Origin of the sequence: Curtobacterium sp. L3-7, from assembly GCF_048756585.1 — a bacterium.
In the GTDB taxonomy this organism is placed as follows: Bacteria; Actinomycetota; Actinomycetes; order Actinomycetales; family Microbacteriaceae; genus Curtobacterium.
Genome location: NZ_CP151474.1, coordinates 2,438,382 through 2,460,324, shown reverse-complemented (window position 1 = coordinate 2,460,324; position 21,943 = coordinate 2,438,382). Strand labels below are relative to the sequence as shown.

General features: G+C 70.9%; 24 protein-coding genes. 10 read left to right on the top strand and 14 right to left on the bottom strand.

Features of this window, described 5'->3' with window-relative positions:
* Complete coding sequence (locus tag AAEP80_RS11970; protein ID WP_420364576.1) at positions 1-282, bottom strand: flagellar FlbD family protein; 282 nt, start codon at positions 280-282, stop codon at positions 1-3.
* A gap of 235 nt (positions 283-517) precedes the next feature.
* Here AAEP80_RS11970 and AAEP80_RS11965 point away from each other — a divergent pair, with 235 nt between their 5' ends.
* Both AAEP80_RS11965 and AAEP80_RS11960 read left to right on the top strand, forming a co-directional pair.
* Positions 518-1,633 carry a DUF475 domain-containing protein gene (locus AAEP80_RS11965; protein WP_420364575.1) on the top strand — a complete coding sequence of 372 codons (1,116 nt, stop codon included), beginning with the start codon at positions 518-520 and terminating at the stop codon, positions 1,631-1,633.
* A complete protein-coding gene (locus AAEP80_RS11960; protein WP_420364574.1) occupies positions 1,630-2,829 on the top strand; it encodes an MFS transporter in 1,200 nt (399 codons plus the stop codon). The genes AAEP80_RS11965 and AAEP80_RS11960 overlap by 4 nt, the downstream gene beginning before the upstream one ends.
* A 7-nt stretch (positions 2,830-2,836) precedes the next feature.
* On the opposite strand, the gene AAEP80_RS11955 is transcribed toward AAEP80_RS11960, so the two are convergent.
* Positions 2,837-4,426 carry a Na+/H+ antiporter gene (locus AAEP80_RS11955; protein WP_420364573.1) on the bottom strand — a complete coding sequence of 530 codons (1,590 nt, stop codon included), beginning with the start codon at positions 4,424-4,426 and terminating at the stop codon, positions 2,837-2,839.
* An 81-nt stretch (positions 4,427-4,507) separates the two neighbouring features.
* On the bottom strand, positions 4,508-5,257 hold the full coding sequence (locus tag AAEP80_RS11950; RefSeq protein WP_420364572.1) for an ABC transporter permease: 750 nt from the start codon (positions 5,255-5,257) through the stop codon (positions 4,508-4,510).
* Between the two features lie 84 nt (positions 5,258-5,341).
* Here AAEP80_RS11950 and AAEP80_RS11945 point away from each other — a divergent pair, with 84 nt between their 5' ends.
* The 3 genes from AAEP80_RS11945 (at position 5,342) to AAEP80_RS11935 (ending at position 7,869) form a co-directional block, all read left to right on the top strand.
* Positions 5,342-6,004 carry a response regulator transcription factor gene (locus AAEP80_RS11945; RefSeq protein WP_420364571.1) on the top strand — a complete coding sequence of 221 codons (663 nt, stop codon included), beginning with the start codon at positions 5,342-5,344 and terminating at the stop codon, positions 6,002-6,004.
* Positions 6,001-7,062, top strand: a complete 1,062-nt coding sequence (locus AAEP80_RS11940) for a sensor histidine kinase (RefSeq protein ID WP_420364570.1) — start codon at positions 6,001-6,003, stop codon at positions 7,060-7,062. The genes AAEP80_RS11945 and AAEP80_RS11940 overlap by 4 nt, the downstream gene beginning before the upstream one ends.
* 111 nt (positions 7,063-7,173) lie before the next feature.
* The gene (locus AAEP80_RS11935) at positions 7,174-7,869 is read left to right on the top strand and encodes a phosphatase PAP2 family protein (protein WP_420364569.1); all 696 of its coding nucleotides are present in this window, start codon (positions 7,174-7,176) and stop codon (positions 7,867-7,869) included.
* Positions 7,870-7,972: 103 nt separating this feature from the next.
* Here the strand turns inward: AAEP80_RS11935 and AAEP80_RS11930 are convergent, their stop codons facing one another.
* On the bottom strand, positions 7,973-8,638 hold the full coding sequence (locus AAEP80_RS11930) for a DedA family protein (RefSeq protein WP_420366861.1): 666 nt from the start codon (positions 8,636-8,638) through the stop codon (positions 7,973-7,975).
* 115 nt (positions 8,639-8,753) lie between these two features.
* Here AAEP80_RS11930 and AAEP80_RS11925 point away from each other — a divergent pair, with 115 nt between their 5' ends.
* The 3 genes from AAEP80_RS11925 to AAEP80_RS11915 all read left to right on the top strand — a co-directional run bounded on the left by AAEP80_RS11925 (position 8,754) and on the right by AAEP80_RS11915 (position 12,277).
* Positions 8,754-9,578: a mechanosensitive ion channel family protein gene (locus AAEP80_RS11925; RefSeq protein ID WP_420364568.1), complete on the top strand. Its 825-nt coding sequence runs from the start codon at positions 8,754-8,756 to the stop codon at positions 9,576-9,578.
* Between the two features lie 94 nt (positions 9,579-9,672).
* Entirely contained in the window at positions 9,673-12,015 is a 2,343-nt protein-coding gene (locus AAEP80_RS11920) for an arylsulfatase (protein ID WP_420364567.1), read from the top strand.
* 61 nt (positions 12,016-12,076) lie between these two features.
* Entirely contained in the window at positions 12,077-12,277 is a 201-nt protein-coding gene (locus tag AAEP80_RS11915; RefSeq protein ID WP_420364566.1) for a hypothetical protein, read from the top strand.
* Between the two features lie 56 nt (positions 12,278-12,333).
* On the opposite strand, the gene AAEP80_RS11910 is transcribed toward AAEP80_RS11915, so the two are convergent.
* From AAEP80_RS11910 to AAEP80_RS11885, 6 genes are read right to left on the bottom strand one after another with little or no spacing between them, the layout of a single operon-like run.
* Complete coding sequence (locus tag AAEP80_RS11910; RefSeq protein ID WP_420364565.1) at positions 12,334-13,011, bottom strand: GAP family protein; 678 nt, start codon at positions 13,009-13,011, stop codon at positions 12,334-12,336.
* Between the two features lie 11 nt (positions 13,012-13,022).
* Positions 13,023-13,742, bottom strand: coding sequence for a GAP family protein (locus AAEP80_RS11905; RefSeq protein WP_420364564.1), 720 nt, complete (start codon positions 13,740-13,742; stop codon positions 13,023-13,025).
* A 29-nt stretch (positions 13,743-13,771) separates the two neighbouring features.
* Complete coding sequence (locus AAEP80_RS11900; RefSeq protein WP_281264455.1) at positions 13,772-14,266, bottom strand: DUF1269 domain-containing protein; 495 nt, start codon at positions 14,264-14,266, stop codon at positions 13,772-13,774.
* A 56-nt stretch (positions 14,267-14,322) separates the two neighbouring features.
* Positions 14,323-14,913, bottom strand: a complete 591-nt coding sequence (locus AAEP80_RS11895; protein ID WP_420364563.1) for a hypothetical protein — start codon at positions 14,911-14,913, stop codon at positions 14,323-14,325.
* Between the two features lie 34 nt (positions 14,914-14,947).
* On the bottom strand, positions 14,948-15,610 hold the full coding sequence (locus AAEP80_RS11890) for a dihydrofolate reductase family protein (RefSeq protein WP_420364562.1): 663 nt from the start codon (positions 15,608-15,610) through the stop codon (positions 14,948-14,950).
* A gap of 15 nt (positions 15,611-15,625) precedes the next feature.
* Positions 15,626-16,417 (bottom strand): SDR family NAD(P)-dependent oxidoreductase, encoded by a 792-nt coding sequence (locus tag AAEP80_RS11885; protein WP_420364561.1) that lies wholly within the window; start codon positions 16,415-16,417, stop codon positions 15,626-15,628.
* Between the two features lie 75 nt (positions 16,418-16,492).
* Here AAEP80_RS11885 and AAEP80_RS11880 point away from each other — a divergent pair, with 75 nt between their 5' ends.
* Complete coding sequence (locus AAEP80_RS11880) at positions 16,493-16,969, top strand: MarR family winged helix-turn-helix transcriptional regulator (protein WP_420364560.1); 477 nt, start codon at positions 16,493-16,495, stop codon at positions 16,967-16,969.
* A 79-nt stretch (positions 16,970-17,048) separates the two neighbouring features.
* Here the strand turns inward: AAEP80_RS11880 and AAEP80_RS11875 are convergent, their stop codons facing one another.
* Complete coding sequence (locus AAEP80_RS11875) at positions 17,049-17,558, bottom strand: tetratricopeptide repeat protein (RefSeq protein WP_420364559.1); 510 nt, start codon at positions 17,556-17,558, stop codon at positions 17,049-17,051.
* Between the two features lie 9 nt (positions 17,559-17,567).
* Positions 17,568-18,263 (bottom strand): alpha/beta fold hydrolase, encoded by a 696-nt coding sequence (locus AAEP80_RS11870; RefSeq protein ID WP_420364558.1) that lies wholly within the window; start codon positions 18,261-18,263, stop codon positions 17,568-17,570.
* Between the two features lie 45 nt (positions 18,264-18,308).
* On the opposite strand from AAEP80_RS11870, the gene AAEP80_RS11865 reads away from it, so the two are divergent.
* Complete coding sequence (locus tag AAEP80_RS11865; protein WP_420364557.1) at positions 18,309-18,602, top strand: hypothetical protein; 294 nt, start codon at positions 18,309-18,311, stop codon at positions 18,600-18,602.
* Positions 18,603-18,714: 112 nt separating this feature from the next.
* Here the strand turns inward: AAEP80_RS11865 and AAEP80_RS11860 are convergent, their stop codons facing one another.
* Both AAEP80_RS11860 and AAEP80_RS11855 read right to left on the bottom strand, forming a co-directional pair.
* On the bottom strand, positions 18,715-20,070 hold the full coding sequence (locus AAEP80_RS11860) for an MFS transporter (RefSeq protein ID WP_420364556.1): 1,356 nt from the start codon (positions 20,068-20,070) through the stop codon (positions 18,715-18,717).
* Positions 20,071-20,146: 76 nt separating this feature from the next.
* Complete coding sequence (locus AAEP80_RS11855) at positions 20,147-21,943, bottom strand: sulfatase (RefSeq protein WP_420364555.1); 1,797 nt, start codon at positions 21,941-21,943, stop codon at positions 20,147-20,149.

Genomic DNA, 21,943 nt, shown 5'->3' with positions numbered 1-21,943 from the left:
TCAGCGCTCCCCGTGCAGCGGTGCGACCGGCGCGAGGACCGGCTGCGGGCCCGTGGCACCGCGCGGTTCGGAGGCACCGCGCGGCTCGGTGCCGTACGCCATCGTGACGATCCGGGCGCGGTACGCGGCGATCCGGTCGATCACCTCTGCCATGGACTCGCGGACGATGTACTTCGCGCCGTCGACCATGATGAGCGTCGTGTCCGGCGTCTCCTGGATGCGCTCCACGAGATCGGGGTTGACAGCGAACCCGCTGCCGTTGAGTCGTGTGACGACGATCATGGCCCGTCCTTGGTGTGTCTCGTCCCCGCCGCCGTCCGTGGGGCAGGGTGTGCGACCGCCCTTCCGTGGGTGGTCAGCGGTCCCTATCGGCCGCACGGCGGCGCGCGTTAGGCGCGCGGGCGTCCACGCAAGTGGGGACCGGCCGTCACCCGATCTCGGGAACGCACGCCGAGCCTCCAGGCCCTGCCCAGGCCGAGTGCACGACCAGCGCAGGTTCGGAGCGCTCCATGGGGTGATGGCCAGATCCCTGCTGACCGTCCCCCTGCTCACCACGACCGCCGTCGCCGCACTCGCCTGGTTCACACTCGGCCCGGCCGCGGCACTCGCGTTCATCGCGCTCGCCCTCCTCGAGATCGCGATGGCGGCCGACTCGTCGGTCCCGATGGCCGGCATCGCCGGTCGGCTGCACTCCCCGGCGCGACGCCTGTTCCTGTCGCTCGGCATCGTCGCCGGCGTCCTCGCGATGCGACTGCTGCTGCCGCCGGCGGCCGTCGCCGTCGGCGACGCCTCGGACCCGGCGTCGGCCGTGTCCGAGGCGGTGTTCGCACCGGGGACCTTCGCCGCACACCTGCAGGACGTGCGTCCCGCACTCGCCGCCTTCGGAGCGTCGTTCATCTGGCTCGTCTTCGCCGAGTACCTGTTCAACACGGACCGCGCGTCCCGCAGGTCCTGGCTCGGCGGACTGGAGGCCCGGCTCGCCGCCGTCGCACGGCCGCGCGTCTGGTCGCTGGTCACCGCTGGGACCGGTGTGGTGCTGACGTCCGTGCTCGTCGGGTCCGCCTCCTCGTGGGAGCCCGTCGCGGTGGTGCCGGTGGTCCTCGGTGGCATCGCGGGCACCGTCGGGTACCTCGGGTCGAAGGCCGTGGCGAAGTGGGCGCTCCGCTCCCCCGCCGGGACCACGGACACGTCCTCGATCGGGACCGGGCGGGACGCCTGGCGGATCCACGCCTACGCGTCGACCGTCGTGTTCGAGCGCGGGCTCGTCGTGTTCATGCTGTTCGAGATCCTGGACGGGGCGTACTCGCTGTCCGGGTCGGGCCCGCTCGGGTCCGACGGCATCGGTGCGCTCGAACAGGCGGCCGTCGCGGGGGCTGCGATCGCGGTCGGGGCGGTGTTCCTCGCTCGCCTGACCTCGCACCTGGACCGGGCGGCCGGGCTGCAGCGGCTCCGGTACCTCAAGGCCGGGGCCGCGTACGTGCTCGGCGTGCTGTCGGTGCTGCTGTGGACGAGCCTGCTCGTGCCGATCCCCGGTACCGTCGTCGGCTGGTTCGGCTCGGTGGTCATCGGACTGGCGCTCGCGACGTCACTGCCGTGGCGGGCGTGGGTCCGCCGTGCGAGAGTTGGCGCGTGAGCACAGCGACGGCGCCGACACCCACCCGACTCCACCGGCTGGCGCTCTTCGCGGTGTCCACCATGACGGGGTTCGGCATCGCGTCGTGGGTCACGCGCACCCCGGCCGTCCGGTCGGACCTCGGCGCGTCGATCGAGGCGATGGGCATCGTCCTGTTCGGCCTGTCGATCGGGTCGATGATCGGCATCATCGGCGCTGGAGCGCTCGTCCGCAGGCTCGGGACCCGCCCGCTCGTGCTCGTCGGCGCAGCGCTGCCGGTGCTCGGCATGCTGCTCGTCGGGGTCCTGGCACCAGCGCAGTTCGCCGTCGGGGTCTGGGGCGGACTGTTCCTCATCGGCTTCGGCGCGGGCGTCGCCGAGATCGGCCTGAACGTCGAGGCCGCTGCGCAGGAGCGTGCGACCGGCCGCCCGGTCGTCCCGATGCTGCACGCGTGCTTCAGTCTCGGCACCGTCGCGGGCGGAGTCGTCGGGATCGCGATGACCGCCGCGCAGACCCCCGTCGTCGTGCACCTGACCATCGCCACGGCCGTGATGGCCGCGCTCGCGGTCTTCGCCGCGACGAACCTCCGGCCGCTGCCCCGGGCCGAGGTCCCCGCCGCTGACGACACGCGACCCGTTCGTCGCCGAGGCGTCGTCACCGTGCAGCTGCTCCTCATCGCGGTGATCACGCTCGCCATGGCGTTCGCCGAGGGATCGGCGAGCGACTGGCTGCCGCTCCTCATGACGAACGAGCACGACGCTCCGGAGGTCCTCGGCTCCCTCGTGTTCACCGGCTTCGCGCTCGCGATGTTCGTCGGCCGGTCCGCCGGCACATCCCTCGTCACCCGCTTCGGGCGCGGCACCGTCATCCGCGCGTGCGCGACCGTCGGTGCGATCGGGGTGCTCGGTGTCGTCCTGGCGCCGACCCCGCTCCTCACCGCCATCGCGGCGGTGGTCTGGGGCCTCGGCATCGCGCTCGGGTTCCCGCTGGCCGTCTCCGCGGCGGGTGACCACCCCACCGACGGCGACCGCCGCGTGTCCGTCGTCGCCGCAGCTGGCTACATCGCGTTCCTCGTCGGGCCGCCGGCGCTCGGCTTCCTCGGGGAGCACCTCGGGCTGCAGCTCACCATGCTCGTGCCGGCGGCACTCCTCGTCATCGCGGTCGTCATCGCGCCGGCCGCCGGGGTGCAGCGGACCGCGGCGCGCTCGGCCGGGTAGCCGCGGGTCAGTCGCGCTCGCCCTGGCGGAGCAGCCGGGTCTCCTCGGCGTCGTACTCGGCCCGGACCTGCCGCAGCACCAGGTCGTCGATGTCGCCGTCGTCGCGCATCCGGAGCACGGTCGCCGACTTGTGCCGGACGAGCTCGAGTTCGAGCTCCACCGCATCGCCGCGCTTCGCGAGCAACGGGTGGTCGGACTCGTCGCTCTGCTCCGCCCGGACGAGCGCCAGGTGCCCCTCGTAGTCGCCGCGAATGCGCTCGACCACCTCGTCGTCGGCCCCGAGCCGCTTGGCCAGGCGCGGCAGCGCGTCGAGCGCCTCCTCGATCGCGGTCCGTTCGGCGTCCCGACGCTCGTCGGCCACCTCGTCGCGACCGCCGAAGTCCGCCCACCTGACGACCGCGGGGAGGACGAGCGACTGCCCGACGATCGTGACCACGACGACGCCCGCCGTGACGAACACGATGAGGTCGCGGTCCGGGAACGCCGCACCGCTCTCGACCATGCGCGGCACCGCGACGGCCATCGCCAGCGACACCGCCCCACGGAACCCGGTGAATCCGCTGACCACCCGGTCGCGATGTCCCTCTCGTGGCGTGCCCCCGGTGCGGAGCGTGACGAGCTTGACGGCGCCCCACGACGCGTTGAGGAAGGCGAAGCGGAGCACCACGACCGTCACCGAGACCAGTCCGATCAGGCCGAGGCCGAGCCACAGTTCCCGGACGCCGAGCGCGCGGACCGCGATGGTCGCCTCGATGCCGACGAGCACGAACAGCGCGCCGTTGAGCAGGAACGTCGCGAACGACCAGAACGACCGCACCTGCTGGCGGGTCTCGGCACGGTCGAGCTTCGGTGCGACCTGACTGACGACGAGCCCGGCCACGACGACGGCGAGGACGCCGGACGCACCGATCGCTTCAGCGGCCAGGAACGCCACGAACGGGACGAGCAACGTGAGCAGGTTCTCCAGCACGACGGCGTGCACCCGCCGGAGGACCTGCATGCCGAGCCAGGACACCACGAGCCCGGCGGCGATGCCGCCGACGTAGGACAGCAGCAGCATCCAGCTGACGTTCCACGCCGTCAGGGTCTGTGCGCCCGCCGTCACCGCCACCGCGATCCCGTAGACGACGAGCGTCGTCCCGTCGTTCACCAGGCTCTCCGCGCGGAGCACCGTCGTGTTCCGGCGCGGAAGGGACCGGGTCAGCGCGCCGACGGCCGTCGCGTCCGTCGGAGCCACCGCGGCACCGAGCACCCATGCGGGACCCCACGGCATGCCGAGCAGGTGCAGGAGCGTCGCCACCCCGCCCGCGGTGACCACGACGAGGAGCGTGCCCATCAGGACGATGCCCCGCAGGTTCGCGCGGATCTCCCGCAGCGAGATGGTCAGGCTCTCCCAGTACAGGAGCGCGGGCAGGAACAGGAGCAGCACCGCGTCCGCCGGGAGCTCCAGGCCGCCGAACGCCGGGATGAACGCGATCCCGGCGCCGAAGACGAGAAGCAGCACGGGCGGTGCGATCCGGATGCGCCCGGAGACGGCGGTGGCGACCGCGATCGCCGTGGCGAGCACGACGACGAGTTCGGGTGCGATGAGTTCCATGGGCCTCAGAGCATGGCAGGCCGTGCCTGTGCGCGGCTCGCAGCAAGGCTGCCGCAGCTTAACCGTCCATGCCGTCGGCGGTCAGTCGAGTGGCGCCGGCCGGGTCCTGACGGGTGCGAGGAAGGCCGTGAGCACCGTCGCGACGATCGCCCCGGCAGCGATGATCGCCGCGAGCACGACGATCTGGAAGCGGCCGGCATCGAGCGGTGACACCCCACCGAAGATCGCACCGACGAACGCACCGGGCAGCGTGACGAGGCCCGTCGTCCTGGTCTGGTCGGTCGTCGGGACCATCGCGGCGTGGACCGCGCGGCGCACGAGGTCCGCCGTCGACCGCCGTGGGGTCGCCCCGAGCGCGAGCCACCCCTCGACCTCGTCCCACCGGTCGTCGGCGAGTTCGACGAACCGCCGACCGGAGAGCGTCGCGATGGTCATCGCGTTGCCGATCACGATCCCGCCGACCGCGAGCACGTAGCGCGGTGTGAACGCGACCGCGCCGGTGGCGAACACGACACCGAGCGACACGACGACGCCAGCCACCATCGCGAGCGCGACCTGCCCGATGCGCTGCCGGAACGCGCCGAGCCGACGGGCCGACGTCGTCGCCGCGACACTGAACATCACCACCAGGGCGATCGCGATCCAGACCGGGTCGCGGATGACACCGGCGAGGACCAGGCTGATCGCGGCGAGTTGCGCGGTCCCACGGAGCACCGCCAGCGCAGGCGCCCACGGCGAGGGCGCACGGGTGGCGAGCAGGACCGTCGTCGCGACGGCGACGAGGACGAGCACGCCGACCAGCGTCCACACGACGGCGCTCCACTCGATCATGAGTCGACCTTGCCACGTGCCGACAGCACATCGTGATCGGCGCGTGTGGCAACCTGTGGAAGACATCGACCCTCCGGAGGCCACGTGACGACCGCGTCTCGACTGCTGCTCGTCGAGGACGACCCGCGACTCGGACCCATCGTCGCCGACGTCCTCGGTGAGGACTGGGACGTGACGCTCGTCACCACCGGAGAAGACGCGCTCCGTCTGGCGGCGGAGCGGATGTTCGCCGTGATGGTGCTCGACCGTCGCCTGCCGGGGATCGACGGCGCCGAGGTCGTCGCCAGGCTCCGAGCCCGTCGCAATGCGACCCCGGTGCTCATGCTCACCGCGCTCGGCACCCTCGACGACCGGGTGTCGGGTCTCGACGCCGGCGCGAACGACTACCTCGTCAAGCCGTTCGAGTTCGACGAGCTCTCCGCACGGCTCCGGGCACTCACGCGTGACTTCTCGTCCGAGGGTGACCCCGTGCCGATCGGCGAGTGGACGTTCTACCCGGCGACGGCGACCGTGTACTCGCCGTACTCCGGCCGGATCCAGCTGACCGACCGCGAGAACGCCCTGCTCGAGCTGCTCGCCAAGGCACCGACGACGGCGTTCTCCAGGTCACAGATCCTGTCCAGCGTGTTCGGCGCGAGCGAGGTCGAGGGCACGGTCGACACCTACGTGCACTACATCCGCCGGAAGACCGACCGTGAGCTCATCACGACGATCCGCGGCGTCGGCTACCGGATCGGGTCGCCGTGAGCGGGCCGTGGCCACGCCGGACCGGTCCGGACCACGACCCCGACCGCACCGCCGTCCGACGGTCGGCGATCCGGATCGGCTGGCAGGTGGCCGCGGTCTCCGCCGGGCTCGTCGTGCTCATCATCGGGCTGGTGCTGGCCTTCGTCCTCTGGCAGTCGACCCCTCGTGAAGAACTGGAACAGCACGCCGAGAACGCCACGCGGATCGTCGTCGACAGCGACGAACTCGTCGTCGCCCTCGCGGTGATCGGGGCCGGTGCCGTGCTCCTGGCCGGGGTCGCGACGTGGGTCATCGCGCGCCGGGCCGTCGTCCCGATCGGCGAGGCGCTCCGTCTGCAGCGCACGTTCGTCGCGGACGCCAGCCACGAGCTCCGGACCCCGCTCACCGTCATGGACGCCCGAGTCCAGCAACTCAGCCGGAAGACGCCGGCGGACGACCCGAACCGCGACGTCGTCGACGCGCTGCGTGACGACACCCGAGCGCTCGTCGACATCGTGAACGACCTGCTGCAGGCGGCGACCTCCACGGACGACTGGGAGACCAGCTCAACACGCGTCGGTGTCGAACTCGACGCGGCGATCAGCGACCTGCAGGTCCTGGCCGGGGACCACGGCATCCGCATCGAGCACGCACCGACCGACGCGAGCGTGACGGTCCCCGCTGTGCCGCTCCGCCGGTGCATCGTCGCGCTCGTCGACAACGCGGTCGGTCATGCACCGGCGGACAGCGTCGTCCAGGTCGGCGTCCGGGAACGCGGCCGGTGGGTGGACATCAGCGTCACCGACCACGGTGGCGGGATCAGAGGCGTCGACCCGTCGCGCGTGTTCGACCGCTTTGCCCACGGGACGCCGAACGTCGGCGCCGCACCCAAGCCGGCCGCCCGGTCGGCCGGCGCACCGACCAGCACGCCGGGCGGTGCGCCGGTCCGACGGACCGGCTACGGCATCGGCCTGGCGCTCGTGCGGGAGATCGCCGTCCGGCACGGCGGTACCGTCCGGGTGCAGGAGACCGGGCCGGCCGGGACGACGTTCCTGCTCACGCTGCCGTCGGCGCGCTGACGACGACGTCCGTCGCCCGCACACCGGACATCGACACCATGACGGCGGAGAGCGACGAATGCGATCCGGGTTCTTGGAGCCGTCTGGGAAACGCGAGACGACGATCATCGAGTGACCCAGCAACCGACCCGCCCGCGCCGCTCCGAGCGGACGCGTACCGGCATCCTCCGTCCTGCCTCCGTCGCCCGCACCGGCATCGTCGCGGCAGCAGCCGTCATCGCCGTGCTCGTCGCCGGGATGGCGCTCCACGACAACAGTGCCGACCTGCCGGTGGTGATCTGGTTCAACGCGCTGCACACCGGGTTCGTCGGCGTGGTGACGAACACCGTCTACGAACTGTTCAGCCCTGTGCCAGCGATCCTGCTGACCGTCGTCGCGACCGCTGTGATCTGGACCGCCCGTCGCGACGTGCGGCCCGCAGCCGCGTTCGCCGTCGTGATCGCCGGCACCTGGTTGCCGTCAGCGGTCGTGAAGCTCGTCGTCCACCGCGCCCGCCCCGACGCGCTGCACCTTCCCCACCCGTTCTCCCCCGCGCAGGTCGATGCGTCCTACCCGAGCGGACACTCCGTGTTCGTCGTGGCCGCGGCCGTCGCGGTCGTGCTGCTGCTCGCCGACACCCGGGCCGCCGGGGCCGTCCGCGTCGCCGCACCGCTCGTCGTCCTCGTCGTCCTCTGCTCGCTGCTCGTCGACGGGGTCCACTTCCCGACGGACGTCCTGGCGTCGGTCGTCTGGGCCCTCGGCGTCGCGCCGTTCGTCCGGGCGGTGTGGATCCGCGGCATCGCGCCGCGGATCCTGTTCCTGGCCTGAGCGCGGCGGGTCGCGTCCGGAACGCGGCCACGTGCGGACGGGAGGCAGGGCGCCAGCCGGCACCGAGCCTCCCGTCCGCAACAGGGTGACGCAATCGGTCTTGTCACCCGATCACCCGCTGCTCGTCCCGCGACGCGCGCTCCCGCCGCGCCGCAGCGCGACGCTTCTGCCGTGTGCGGAGCGCCCCGATCAGCACGGGGAGGACCGAGACCACGACGATCACGATCGCGAGGACGTCGATGTGGTCGGCGACGAACGAGATGCCGCCGAGGAGCAAGCCGACCATCGTCATGACGACCACCCAGGTCGCCGCACCGACGACGTTCCAGAGCGTGAACCGGCGCCAGTGCAGGTCGGCGGTGCCCGCGGCGAGCGGGACGTACGTGCGCACGACGGGTACGAAACGACCGAGCACCAGGGACAGTGCCCCGTACTTCGTGAAGAAGGCCTCGGCCTCGCGGAGGTGCGACGTCTTGAGCAGCCGCGCGTCGTCCCGGAACAACCGCCGGCCGAACTCCCGACCGAGCCAGTACCCGACCTGGTCCCCGGCGACCGCGGCGAGGATCCCGACCGCGATGATCTGCCACGGCGCGATGCCGAGCGGCGTCGCCAGGATCGCGGCGGTCACGAGCAACGAGTCGCCCGGCAGGAACGGGAACAGCACCCCGGACTCGACGAAGACGACAATGCCGATGCCGAGCAGCACCCACGGCCCGAAGGAGTGGAGCAGCGAGGAGGCGTCGAACAGCGGGATCGCGAGCGGGAGCATCATGCCGGCGACTGTTCCCGACCACTCCCAAGGAACCTCGAAGAATGCGGCACGGCATCGCAGATCACCCCGTCGGGGCGAGCGGGGCCGGTCGACCCTGGCCTACTTTCCGGTCATGCAGGATCTCGTGAACGGTCTGCTGCAGCGCTCGTCGTTCGGTGCGTGGGACGTCGTGCTGGCCGTCATCGTGCTGGTGTGCGGCTGGTTCGTCTCCGTCTGGGCGCGGCGCGGGGTGACCGCGGCGCTGTCGAAGTGGAGCGGGCTCGGCCCGAGCGGCACGAACCTGGTCGCCCGACTGGTGCGGTACGCGATCCTGCTGCTGACGATCGGCATCGTCCTGACGGTCCTCGGCGCGCCCCTCCAGCCGGTGCTCGCCGCCGTCATCATCATCGCCGCGGTCGCGTTCCTGGCACTCCGCGGGATCGCCGCCAACTTCGGCGCCGGGCTGGTCATCCAGGCACGGCGGCCGGTCCGCATCGGCGATGCGATCGAGGTCGGAGATGCCAGCGGGCGAATCGTCGAGCTCACCGGACGCTCGGTCCTGCTGCGGTCGTCGGACGGCCGGATGATCCGGGTCCCCAACACGATGCTCCTCGAGGGCTGCCTCGTGAACGCGACGGAGTCCGGGTCGGTCCGGAGCGAGGTCAGGGCGCGGGTCCACGCCGTCGCCGACCTCGACCGCCTCTGTCCGGCGATCGTGCGGGCCGTCGACGGCACGACCGGGTTGCACGGTGCGTCCCCCGAGGTCTTCCTGCGGACGGTCACGCCGGCGTGGACCGATCTGACCATCCGGTTCTGGTCGACCTACGACGACCGCGAGAACGCCCGCTCGGACGTGGTCCGCGCCGTCGCCGAGGAGATCGGTCACGCCGGACTCACGTGCTCGGTGTCGTCCGACCCGCCGCGGTTCCTCACGGCGCTGACCGACGAGATCGGCTGACCCGACCGGCACCGGCGATCTCACCCGATGTGGGCGTGTGCGGGTCGGCGGCGCGAACGGATCCTGGTGCCGAACGACCGAACAGGAGCAGATCATGACAGAGCGGTTCTCCGGGAAGATCGAACTCGACGTCAGGGACTCGGTCTCGGACTGGGATGCCTTCATCCCGCCCAAGGCGCCGCAGGGCGCACCGAACGTCCTCGTCGTCCTCTACGACGACACCGGGCAGGCGGCGTGGTCGCCGTACGGCGGCCGGATCCAGATGCCGACGATGGAGCGACTCGCGGCGAACGGACTCACGTACTCGCAGTGGCACACGACGGCGCTGTGCTCCCCCACCCGCTCCACGCTGCTCACCGGACGGAACCACCACTCGAACGGCTTCGCGACCATCTCGGAGTCGTCGACCGGCTTCCCCGGGTACAACTCGCACATCCCCCCGGAGAACGCGACGATGGCGAACGTCCTCCGCGACGCCGGGTGGTCGACGTTCTGGGTCGGTAAGAACCACAACGTGCCGATCGACGAGTGGACCGCTGGTGCGTCGAAGAAGAACTGGCCGCTCGCGCAGGGCTACGACCGGTTCTACGGCTTCATCGGGGGCGAGACCAACAACTGGTACCCGTCGCTCGCCGAGGACAACCACTACATCGACCAGCCGTACCTGCCCGAGGACGGCTACCACCTGTCCAAGGACCTGGCGGACCAGGCGCTGAAGATGATCCGCGACACCAAGCAGACGGAGCCGGACAAGCCCTGGTACCTCTGGTTCTGCCCGGGCGCGAACCACGCCCCGCACCACGCGCCGCAGGAGTACATCGACAAGTACAAGGGCGCCTTCGACGACGGGTACGAGGCCTACCGCGAGTGGGTGCTCCCCCGGATGATCGAGCGAGGACTGCTGCCGGAGGGCACGCAGCTCACCGATGAGAACCCGATGCCTCCCGGGACCTTCTCGGAGGCGGACGAGGTCCGGCCTTGGGACACGCTCTCCGACGAGGAGCGGGCGATGTTCTGCCGCATGGCCGAGGTGTTCGCCGGGTTCTCGGAGTACACCGACGCACAGGTCGGCCGCATCGTGGACTACCTCGAGGAATCCGGGCAACTCGACAACACCATCGTGATCTACTGCGCCGACAACGGTGCATCAGGCGAGGGCAGCCCGAACGGCTCGGTCAACGAGGGGAAGGTCTTCGGCGGGTACCCGGACGACCTCGCGCAGAACCTGACGATGGTCGACCAGCTCGGCAGCCCTGACACCTACAATCACTACCCGACCGGCTGGGCGATGGCGTTCTCGACGCCCTACCGGATGTTCAAGCGGTACGTGTACCAGGGCGGGATCTGCGACCCGCTGGTGATCTCGTGGCCGGCGGGCATCGCGTCCCGTGGTGAGGTCAGGAACCAGTACCACCACTCGACCGACATCGTGCCGACGATCCTCGACGCGTGCGGCGTGACGTTCCCGGACACCTACGCGGGCGTGCAGCAGAACCCGCTCGACGGCGTCTCCATGCGGTACAGCTTCGACTCGGCGGATGCCCCGACCGAGAAGCACACGCAGTACTACGAGATGCTCGGCAACCGCGGGATCTGGCACGACGGTTGGAAGGCCGTCACGGAGCACGGTCCGATGGCGGGGACGAGCGGGTTCGAGAACGACCGCTGGCAGCTCTTCCACACCGACGTCGATCGTGCCGAGGTCCACGACCTCGCCGACGAGCACCCGGAGAAGGTCGAGGAGCTCGTCGCGCTGTGGTTCGAGGAGGCGAAGGCGGGCAAGGTCCTGCCCCTCAACGACCTGCAGATCATCGGGAACCCGAAGGACTTCGAGACGTTCGTCAACATGGAGTTCAAGGTCCCGGTGCCGCCGACGGGCCAGTACACGTACTACCCCGGCACGACCGAGGTGCCGGAGCGTTCGGCAGCCAACGTGCACGGCGTCTCGTACAAGATCGTCGCGGACATCGACTTCACCCCGGACACCGAGGGAGTCGTGTTCGCGAACGGATCACGCTTCGGCGGGCATGCCCTGTACGTCAAGGACGGCCAGCTCAGCTACGTCTACAACTTCCTCGGCATCCCACCGGAGGACCTCGTGCAGGCGCCGGCGCCGACGTCCGGCAGACACCTGGTCGGCGTCTCGTTCACGAAGGAGTCGATGGGGCAGTACCGCGAGGGCGTCGGACCGCTGGCGCTCTTCATCGACGACGAGCAGGTCGGTGAGATCCCGATCCGCACCGTCCTCGGGCACTTCTCGCTCTGCGGCGAGGGCCTGTGCATCGGGTACGACAGCGGTGACGCCGTGACCTCGGCCTACGCGGGCGACCGATTCGCGTTCCACGACGGGACGATCCACAAGGTGGTGTTCGACATCGCGGACGACGTGTACGTCGACCTCGAGGCACACCTCGCCGCCGCGATGGCCCGCGACTGAGCAGCGCGGAGACACCGGGATGCGACCGCGACCACGTGAAGGACGAGGAGGAGGGCAGACGATGAGCCGCTACGAGATCCGTCTGCCGTACGCCTGGTCCGACACGTTGGCCGCGGCCTTCCCCGAGTTCGACCTGGTGCAGATCGGCCCGGCGGAGACCCTGCTCTTCGGGGAGCTCCACGACCAGACCGAACTGCACACGCTCCTCGCGCGGATCGCGGACCTCGGCCTGGAGATCGCCGAACTCCGACACGACCGCTGACCGCACGACGACGGCGCGGTCCCTCCCGGAGGAGGGACCGCGCCGTCGTCGTGCGGTCAGAACGCCGCGATGCCCTTGCCGATCGTCGTCACGCCGATCACCAGGAGCAGCACCGTCATGATCGTGGCGTTGTTCGCCGTCAGCCAGTCCCGGAGTGTCCCCAACGCACCGGACACCCGGTCGCCGGCGACCAGGAACCCGAGGACCGGGATCGCGATGCTGAGCGACGCCAAGACCACGAACAGGACGATCGCCCAGGTGCTCGCAGCCGCGCTGGCCCCAGCGGTCCCGACGGTCGTACCGGCCGCCACCGCCATCATGAGGTTCTTCGGGTTGACCGCGGCCAGCAGGAACGCGAGACCGGCCGCCTGCACGGGGCGGAGCCAGTCGATGGCGCCCATCCACTTCGGCGGCGCCGCGGTCGTCCCCGGAGCGGGACGCTTCCGCCACTGACCGACGCCGAGTAGGCCGAGGAGGACACCCAGGACGATCTTCACGACGCCGGCGACCGGCTTCGCCGCGTCCGGGTCCGCCGCCGGGATCGACGAGGCCACCAGCGTGAACACCGTCACCGCGACGGCGATGCCGAGCACCCAACCGACCAGGAACGCACTCGCGACCGAACGCGCTCGTGGTGAGAGCAGGAGGAGGATCGCGGCGATGATCGGGAGCGGACTGATGGCGATCGTCACTGCCTGTGGCAGGAGTTCGCCGACGAGCGGTGCGAAGCCCATGGGGGTTCCCTTCAGTTGATGAGTGCTGACACGGCCTTCTGCAACTGCGGGGCCCCGATCACGAGGACGAGTGCGGCGTTCAGGACGTTGGCGTGCCCGCCGATCCACGCCCGCAGGCGGTTCAGCAGGGGCGCGGCGGCGTCACCCCGGGCGAGCACGAAGCACACCGGCACCGCGATCGGTGCGATCCCCAGGGCGACGAACCCGACGGCGACCACCGCACCGGCGCCGAACGACACCGGAGCGCCCGCGATGTCGAGGCCTGCGATGATCGCGCAGGACGCGTCCACCGGGTTGATCGCGAAGATGCCGAACCCGAGGGCCAGTGACCGCGCCGGGGTGAACTCGCTCACCTTCTGCAGCCAGCCGGGCAGCTGCGGTGCGGCGTCGGCGACCTCCCGCGGCGTCTCCGCCGTCGACATCCTCTCGAGGTCACGGCCCCCGCGCCGGAACACCCACACCGCTGCGAGGATCAGGCCGACGGCGATGACGAGCCGCACGATCGCGGCCCAGGTCGGCGCATCGGTGCGCGGGGAGAAGTCGATCGCGGTGAAGACCGCGACGGACACGCCGGTGATGACGATCAGGGCGAGCGCCCACCCGATCAGGTAGGCGATGCCGTTCGCCCGGAACCGCCGGGAGAGCAGTTCGGCGACGAGCGCCATGATCGCGAGGGGGCTGAGCAGGATGCCGAGCACGGGCGCGATGAGTCCCAGGATCAACGCGCCCATGCTCTCGGCCCTTCCGTGGGTGGTGCCGGTCAGTCCTTGCCGGCCATGTCGTGCGCGAGCTCGTGCTCATCGGCCTCGGACAGCGAGGTCTGCACGACCGTGCCGCCGAAGCGGGACAACGCCTCACCGAACTTGTCCTCGGTGATCTTCGTCGCGTACACGACCACGGCGGACCGCCCGTCGGCGACCGCGCTCTTCACGCGCTCGCGGAACTCCGCGTTGATCCCCGTCTTGTCGAGGCCGGCGAAGAGCGCGCCGAGCGCACCACCGATCACGAGACCGAAGAACGGCACGAAGAAGAGCAGGCCGAGGAGGGTACCGAACAGCGCACCTCCAGCGGCTCCCGCACCGACCTTGCCGGCCGGCCCGGGAGTCTCGACGTGGGTCTTGCCCTTCTCGTCGCGGTGGACGAGGGCGAGTCCGGCGAGTTCGACCACGAGGTCGCTCTGCAGTTGTTGGACTTCCTCGTACGCGGCGACCGCGTCGGCGTCGTCGGTGAACGAGATCACGATGAGATCGGCCATGGTGCGTTCCTTCCGTTGGCGGTCGGGGATTCGGTCACCGACCGTTCGACCAAGGTCTATCCCGGGTCACCGCCCGCGACACCACCCCGATCGGGCGAGTCAGCCGGTGTGCCTGCGATCAGCATCGCGGCAGCGGTGACCAGGCTCAGCTCGACGAAGACGGCTGCGATCACGACGAGCGCCGACTGGTCGACCACGACCGGGCCGGCCCCGAGCACGAGCCCGAACGCCGCCAGCGCGACGGCGAGGACGCCCCAGCTCCAGCGGCTCCCCCGGTCGGCCACGGTCGCGGCGACGACCGCGTACCCGACGGCGGCCGCAGCGAACGCGAGACCGGTGCGGGTCACGAGCGCGTCCGGCGTCGGTGCCGGGGCGACGATCGACCAGATCCCCACGCCGAGCACCACGAACCCGCTCGTCGCCAGGAGCACCCGCCGTGCGAGGGACGCGCCCGAGCGCCGACCCGCGTTGCCGAGGACGACACTCCACGCGCTCATCAGGATCAGGGCGATGCCCACCACCACCGACGGAGCCGTCGCCGACGACCCCGGTGTCGCGAGCGCGCCGAAGCCGACCCCGATCCCCACACCGACCTGCATCCAGGCGCCGATGCGAGCGACCACTCCCGGTCCACGACACGTCTCCATGCGCCGAGGATCCGCCGGCGCACGACGACACGGTTCACCCGGCGGGGGTGATCTCCCGGCGCTCGAAGGTCAGGTGGACGACACCGGACGGCGACGGGGTCGCCTCGATCGTGAACCGGTCCTCGAGTCCCTCGAGACCGTCCCAGAGCCGCTCGCCCCGTCCGAGCACGATCGGGACGATGACGACGTGCATGCGGTCGATGAGGTCCGCTGCGAGGAACGCTCGGACCGTCTCGACGCCGCCCCCGATCCGCACGTCCAGCCCGGGCGCCGCAGCGCGTGCCTGTGCGAGTGCCTCGCCCGGGCTCGCGTCGATGAAGTGGAACGTCGTCCCGCCCGCCATCGACAGCGGTTCCCGGGGGTGGTGCGTCAGCACGAAGACCGGGGTGTGGAACGGCGGGTCCTCGCCCCACCAGCCCGTCCACGACTCGTCCGGCCAGGGCCCACGGACAGGTCCGAACTTGTTCCGGCCCATGATCTCGACCCCGATGCCGTCGCCCCACGTGCGCGCGAACCGGTCGTCGAGGTCGGTGCTCCCGCCCGACGCCCCCTGCATCGCGCGGAACGTCTGCGTCCCGAAGAACCACTGCATGAGCCGTCCGTCGGCATGGCCGAACGGCTGCTCGAGCGACTGGCCGGCACCCGCGCCGTAGCCGTCCAGCGAGATGGCGAAGTTGTGCACCCTGACGATCGACACGCAGCAACCATACGACTAGAGGGTCGTCGTGAGCACCCCACCGTCGACCCGGAGTGCTGCACCGTTCGTCGCCGACGACCGCGGGCTCGCCAGGTAGGTGACCATGTCGGCGATCTCGGACGGCTCGATGAACCGCTCGAGCAGCGTGGTGCGGTTCTGCGCGATGACGGCGGCCTTCACCTCGTCGACCGCGGCCCCTTGCGACGAAGCGATCCCCTCGACCGCGCTCGCGACGCCGTCCGAGTAGGTCGGGCCGCCGAGCACGGTGTTCACGGTCACCCCGGTCCCCCGCGTGGTCTTCGCCAAGCCGTTCGCGAGCGCGATCATCGCTGCCTTCGTGGTGCCGTAGTGGACCATGTCGGCCGGCACGGCGACACCGGACTCGCTGCTGATGAACACGATGCGACCCCGGCCCCGCGCGAGCATGCCGGGGAGCAGGTGCCGGGACAGCCGCACGCCGCTCATCACGTTCACGTCGAAGTACCGCTGCCACTCGTCGTCGTCGATGTCCGGGAACGCCGTGAGCCCGAACAGGCCGACGTTGTTGACGAGGACTTCGACCTCGCCGAGTTCCGCGAGCAGTCGCTGCACCGACGCCGGGTCCCCGAAGTCCGCGACGATCCCGCGAGGCGACGAGTCCGCCCACGCGGCACGCAGGCGGTCGACCGCCGCGTCGACGCGCGTCGCAGACCGTCCGTTCACGATGACCCGGACGCCCTCGGCGCTCAACGCGGACGCCACGGCGAACCCGATCCCGCCCGTCGACCCGCTCACGAAGGCCGTCCTGCCGCGCAGCTGCATGTCCATGTCACTCCCGTCGTTGACTTGCTCAGGCAAGTCAACGTAGCGAGGTTCACTTGCCTGAGCAAGTACTATCGAGTCATGGACCATGACCAGGCCGTGTGGGCCGCGTTCGCCACCGTCCTCGAACGCCTCCCCACCGCGCTCGACGCGCAGCTGCAACGGGACAGCGGGCTCACGCACTTCGAGTACGGCGTGCTGTACGCCCTCGACACCGCCCCCGACCGGACCCTCCGGATGAGCATCCTCGCCGGGTACGCCAGCTGCACGCTGTCACGGCTGTCCCGCGCCGTCACCCGGCTCGAGGGCAAGGGCTGGGTGCACCGGCGACCCGACCCGGGCGACGGCCGGTTCACCCTGGCCGTGCTCGCGGACGACGGGCACGCCGCCGTCGCGCAGGCCACCCCCGGCCACCGCGCGCTCGTCGACGAGGTCGTCTTCGGCGCCCTCACCAGCGCGCAGGTCCGGCAGCTCGGTATGATCAGCCGCCGCATCGCGGCGGCCGTCGGCCCGGAGCCCGTCTGGACCCCACCAGACCAGGGTGACCAACGGCCCTGAACCGGTCGCGATGAAAAGGACTGGAGGCTCCCCACCGGCCCGCACCGAGCCTCCCGTCCGTCGACTAGTGGTCCGTCGACTAGTGGTCCGTCAGGGCCGCCGCGTACGCGCGGACGGACCGGTTGTAGCGCGGGAGCGTCGGCTCGATCGCCTCGATCACGACGCGGAGGGCCTCGTCGTGGCGGCCGGCGCTGTGCAGCGCGAGCGCCAGGAACACCCGCGGTGCCGTGCCGGTCGACTCGTGCTCGGGAGCGTCCCGCAGCATCGCGATGGCGTCGTCGAGCCGGCCGAGGTTGCGGAGGGTCGACGCGTACTGCACGACCATCCGGGCTGCGCGATCCGGGTCGACCTCCGCCAGGCCGGCGTCGGCCGCGGCGGCGTACTGCTCGGCTGCCTCGGCCTCGTGCCCGGAGGAGTCGTAGGCGCCGCCGAGCTCGAACGCGCCGAGCGCGGGGTGCGGTGCGGAGCCGGCGAGCTCGCGCATCAGGGCGACGCGGGACTCGGCATCGACGGCTTCGTCGGCCCAGAGCGCGTCGACCAGGCGCTCCCACTCGACGTCGGCGGGCACGGCATCGGGGATGATCGGCATCGCGCCAGGCTACCGAGGCGAAACCGCTCGCACGAAGTCGAGCACGACCCGCGGGGCGTGCTGGTGATCCTGCGGGCGGTGTCCGTGGCCGGCGAGGACCACGTGCACCGCCCCGTCGACGTGCGCGGCGATCGTCTCGTACTCGTCGTTCCACCCACCGGTGACGACGAGCGTCGGGACACCCGTGTGCTCTGGGGTGTCGAGCGTCCACGGGCCGGGGAGCATGCGCTGCCGTTCGGCCGCGAGCAGACCCACGGACGTGGTCGGCGCAGACGCGTCGGACCGGCCCGACACCGCGTTCCCGAAGGCCACCGCGAAGCTGGCGGCATCGAGCGACCTGGCACGGTCGAGCACGGGCTGCACCCGTCGGATGTGGTCCTCCACCGCGGGGGTCCCACGCGCGAGTGCGTACGCCGCCGGCTCGAACAGCACGAGCGCCCGCACCAGATCGGGACGGCGGGCTGCCGCGCGCATCGCGACCGGCCCACCGAACGAGTGCGCGACGACGACGGCGCCGTCTGGGCAAGCCCGGAGGAGCCGTGACTCCCATGCGTCCTGGTCGAACGGTACGGCCGCGGCCGACTCGGAGTCGTAGCCGGGCATCCGCGCGAACCGCTCGTCCGGCAGCCCGGACGCGACCGGCCACGCCCGGTCGACCGTGCGGTTCGACAAGTGCAGGAACACGAACGCGCCGGTCTCCGCCATGGCACGACCCTAGCGAGACCGCGGATGCGCTGACAGGGTGGGACGATGTCGTCCATCCGGAACATCGCCGTCGGACTCCCGGTTCGTGACGGCCACGTGCTGCTGTCCGAGAACCACGACCGCGTCCGAGACCTCCGGTTCCACCCGGTCCAGTTCCGGCGCGAGTACCCGAGCCGCTGCCGGAACCGCTCCGCCAGCGGGACCACTCGGGGATCGTCGCCGGCCTCGGTCGACCAGTACGCGATCTCCGACCCGACCGGCAACCACCCGACGAGTCGATCGGCGGTCTCCTCGACCCGTCGGCGTGGGAACGCGGCCTGCAGCCGACCGTCCGGGTAGCGGTACCGGAGGAGCGTGACGTCGTCGTCCATGGGACCGCAGCCTACGGACCCGGCGCAGCCAGGAGCCGGACGGGAGGCTCGGTGTCGGCTGGCACCGAGCCTCCGGTCCGCTAGTGGGTCGCCACCGAACCGGTGCGCGCCTGCAGGAGCGCATCGAGCCGGTCCACGTCCCGTGGGTAGGTCCGGTAGAGCAGCGTCACGAACGCCGCGTTCACCAGCATCAAGACCCCGGGGATCCAGAACATGACCGCCTTCAGGCCGATCGCCTCGGCCAGGAACCCCGCCGAGAGGTTGAAGAGCGCGTAGGCGAGCCCCTCGAACACGGAGAGCATGAGCGCGAACGCGGCACCGCGGAGCTCCGGCGGCACGACGGACGCGACGATCGGCCGGTTCACACCGGGGTTCAGGCCCTGCATGAACCCCATCACCGACCACAGGCCGGCGAACACCCAGATCGTGCCCCAGTCGAACTGCGTCGCGATCAGCGAGGCGACCGCGAACCCGAGCTGCGCGAACTGCAGCACGGCGATCCGGCCCGCACGCGGGAACCGCCGTTGGAGGGCGTCCGTCACGATGCCGCCGCCGAACGTCCCGACGAGGTAGCCGAGACCGAACGGCAGGGTGACGACCGCTGCGACGGCCGTGCTGAAGCCGTACGTCTGCACGAGGAAGAGGATGCCGAACGACCCGATCAGCAGATGCCCGGAGATGAGGCGCTGGACGAGCATGAGCGTGAACGTCGGGATCCCGAACATCCGTCGCACCTTCGCCCACGTGATGCGCTCGTTCTCGGCGCGCTGCTCGACGGTCATCATCGCCGTCGTCGGCTCGCTCGCGCCGAGGCCGGGGTCCGTGAAGCAGAACAGGAGCACGAGCGAAGCGACGATGGTCAGGCCGCCCCAGCTGAAGAAGCCGTAGCGCCACCCGTCGTGCACGTTCGCGAGCTGCCCGATGAGCGGACCCGCGATCGAGCCGAGCAACGAGATCGCTCCCCAGGTGTACCCGGAGGCACGGCCGCGGCTCTTCTCGTCGAAGAGGTCGGTCGTGATCTCACTCACGATCGGCAGCGCTGCCGCGATGAACACCGCGGACAGGCCGTAGAACAGGATGATGTGCGCGTAGTTCTGCGCCAGGCCGGTCAGCGCCGTGAGCACACCGGTGATGGCGGTCGTGATGACGAACGTCGCCTTCCGGTTCGTCTTCCGGGCCACGAACGCCCAGAACGGGCCGAAGACGATGCTGATGAACTTCGCGATCGATGTCAGGACGCCGACAGCGGCGAGCGGCAGGGAGATCGCCGCGATGATGACCGGCGCGAGGGTGCTGAGGATGCTGCCCTCGTTGTTGTCGGCCCAGAGCGGGGCGACGACGGCAGCGAGTCGGCGCCACCGTTTCGGGACGATGACGGACGGCGGTGTCGCTGGTGCGTCGGTCGGGGTGGCGGCGTGTGGTGCCTGCTGTGCCATCGGAACTCCTCGTCGAGATACCTGGTGCTGGGGTCGGGTGGTGTCGGGCCGGGGCCCTGGGTGGTTCGGCTGCCGGTCAGGAGATCGCCGCGAGGCGCGCGTCGATGCGCCGGATCGCGGCGGCGCGGAGCGCCGGGGTGAACGGGGCGAGGTCGAGCAGGGTCGACGAGCCGGTCTGGGCGGCGAGCTGGCCGACGACCGGGCCGAGCGCGTCCTCCAGGACGGCACGCGCCTGCGGGACGGACAGGAGGCTCGTGATCGGGGTGCGCACACTCGGCCGGTCCGTCGGGAACTCGCCAGCCGCCGGGATCGGCTCGAGTGCGGCACGGTACCGCTCGAGCTGGGCGCGGGCGAGCAGGTGCGAACCGTCGGCAGGGCCCGCCTGCGGCAGGCCGAGGCGTTCGTACTGCGACGGCGGGGCGTCGTTTGCGCGCATGGCGTCGAGCAGCAACCCGACCATGCGGAGCTCGAGCGCGTCGTCGATGACGGGGTGCTCCTGCTCCGGGTCGGTCGCGAGGTCGAACAGGACGGTCCCGAAGGACGACGGGTCGCCGAACGCCGAGCCGGGGACACGGAGGACCGGCACACCCCGGGTGAAGTCGAACGGCGGGACGAGTTCGGCGTCGCGCAGCTCGGCCGGGGTGAAGCGCGAGTTCATGTGGGTCGGCATGAGGGTGTGTTCGTGGAGCGGAGCGTTCTCGGCGGCGGCGGCACGCATGTAGACGTACCGGCCGTCGGTGATGTTCACGTGGCCGCCGAACGAGCCGAACATCGCGGTGATGCGGACCGAGTCGTCTCGGTCGGCATCCGCGCGGTCTGCGCTCGCGCGGACGATCGGCAGGATGGAGCGGCCCTGCATGCGCTCGGTCCGGTCGACGCCGAAGAGGTCGAGCAGCGTCGGGCCGAGGTCGATCGTCTGGACGAGGGCATCGGTGGCGGTCCCGGCGGCGCGGGACACCGGGTCCCAGAGGAACAACGGCGTGTGGATGTTCTCGTCGTACCAGGGCTGGATGTTCTTGCCCCACCAGCCGTGCTCACCGAGCAGGAAGCCGTGGTCGGTGCACACCATGAGCAAGGTGTCCTCCCAGAGACCTTCCTCGTCGAAGCGGTCGAGCACCCGGCCGAGGGACGCGTCGCACATCGACAACAGCGCCGCATACTCCTCCCGGGTCCGCTCGATCACCTCGGGTGTCTCGTCCGCGCGCTTGTAGTCGGGCCAGTCGACCGTCGCGGAGCCGGGTTCGTCGAGCGAGCCGTAGTGACGGCGGTACTCGCGGTACGAGAAGTACGGCTCGTGCGGGTCGAAGCACTCGATCTGCACCATCCACGAGTCCTCGTCACGGTTCGTCGCCATGAACTCCAGGCCGGCGTCGACGGTGCGTGTCTGGGGATGGTCGGCCTCGTCCTGCAGGTACTGCCGGTTCACCAGGTCCTGCCGCCAGAGCGCGTGACGGACGCGCCGGGTGCTCGCCGGGACCTCGGGCTCGGCGACGTGCCCCTTCCACGCGTCCCCCTCCTGCCCGCGGAAGAACTCGAACGTGTCGAAGCGGTTGTGGTACGTCGCTCCCCCGTCCTCCCAGTAGTGCGGGTGGTCCGTGACGAGGTGCGTGTACACACCGGCGTCGGAGAGCATCGCGGGTACGGAGTCGTCGAACGGCTCCAGCGGCCCCCAGGACCGGTGCAGGAAGTTCGGGCGGCCGGTATGCAACTCGCGCCGGGCGGGCATGCACGGCATGCTGCCCGCGTAGCAGTTGTCGAACCGCACCGTCTGGCGTGCCAGACGCTCGAAGTTGGGTGCGTGCACCCAGTCGGCCCCGTAGGGCGGGAGGAACTTGCGGTTCAGGCTGTCGAACAGCACCATCACGGCTCGCAT

Coding starts and splice junctions, on each gene's coding strand:
- AAEP80_RS11970 (WP_420364576.1), bottom strand. CDS start 282: ATGATCGTCGTCACACGACTCAACGGCAGCGGGTTCGCTGTCAACCCC.
- AAEP80_RS11965 (WP_420364575.1), top strand. CDS start 518: ATGGCCAGATCCCTGCTGACCGTCCCCCTGCTCACCACGACCGCCGTC.
- AAEP80_RS11955 (WP_420364573.1), bottom strand. CDS start 4,426: ATGGAACTCATCGCACCCGAACTCGTCGTCGTGCTCGCCACGGCGATC.
- AAEP80_RS11950 (WP_420364572.1), bottom strand. CDS start 5,257: ATGATCGAGTGGAGCGCCGTCGTGTGGACGCTGGTCGGCGTGCTCGTC.
- AAEP80_RS11930 (WP_420366861.1), bottom strand. CDS start 8,638: ATGCTCCCGCTCGCGATCCCGCTGTTCGACGCCTCCTCGCTGCTCCAC.
- AAEP80_RS11925 (WP_420364568.1), top strand. CDS start 8,754: ATGCAGGATCTCGTGAACGGTCTGCTGCAGCGCTCGTCGTTCGGTGCG.
- AAEP80_RS11920 (WP_420364567.1), top strand. CDS start 9,673: ATGACAGAGCGGTTCTCCGGGAAGATCGAACTCGACGTCAGGGACTCG.
- AAEP80_RS11915 (WP_420364566.1), top strand. CDS start 12,077: ATGAGCCGCTACGAGATCCGTCTGCCGTACGCCTGGTCCGACACGTTG.
- AAEP80_RS11910 (WP_420364565.1), bottom strand. CDS start 13,011: ATGGGCTTCGCACCGCTCGTCGGCGAACTCCTGCCACAGGCAGTGACG.
- AAEP80_RS11905 (WP_420364564.1), bottom strand. CDS start 13,742: ATGGGCGCGTTGATCCTGGGACTCATCGCGCCCGTGCTCGGCATCCTG.
- AAEP80_RS11900 (WP_281264455.1), bottom strand. CDS start 14,266: ATGGCCGATCTCATCGTGATCTCGTTCACCGACGACGCCGACGCGGTC.
- AAEP80_RS11895 (WP_420364563.1), bottom strand. CDS start 14,913: ATGGAGACGTGTCGTGGACCGGGAGTGGTCGCTCGCATCGGCGCCTGG.
- AAEP80_RS11885 (WP_420364561.1), bottom strand. CDS start 16,417: ATGGACATGCAGCTGCGCGGCAGGACGGCCTTCGTGAGCGGGTCGACG.
- AAEP80_RS11880 (WP_420364560.1), top strand. CDS start 16,493: ATGGACCATGACCAGGCCGTGTGGGCCGCGTTCGCCACCGTCCTCGAA.
- AAEP80_RS11875 (WP_420364559.1), bottom strand. CDS start 17,558: ATGCCGATCATCCCCGATGCCGTGCCCGCCGACGTCGAGTGGGAGCGC.
- AAEP80_RS11870 (WP_420364558.1), bottom strand. CDS start 18,263: ATGGCGGAGACCGGCGCGTTCGTGTTCCTGCACTTGTCGAACCGCACG.
- AAEP80_RS11865 (WP_420364557.1), top strand. CDS start 18,309: ATGTCGTCCATCCGGAACATCGCCGTCGGACTCCCGGTTCGTGACGGC.
- AAEP80_RS11860 (WP_420364556.1), bottom strand. CDS start 20,070: ATGGCACAGCAGGCACCACACGCCGCCACCCCGACCGACGCACCAGCG.
- AAEP80_RS11855 (WP_420364555.1), bottom strand. CDS start 21,943: ATGCGAGCCGTGATGGTGCTGTTCGACAGCCTGAACCGCAAGTTCCTC.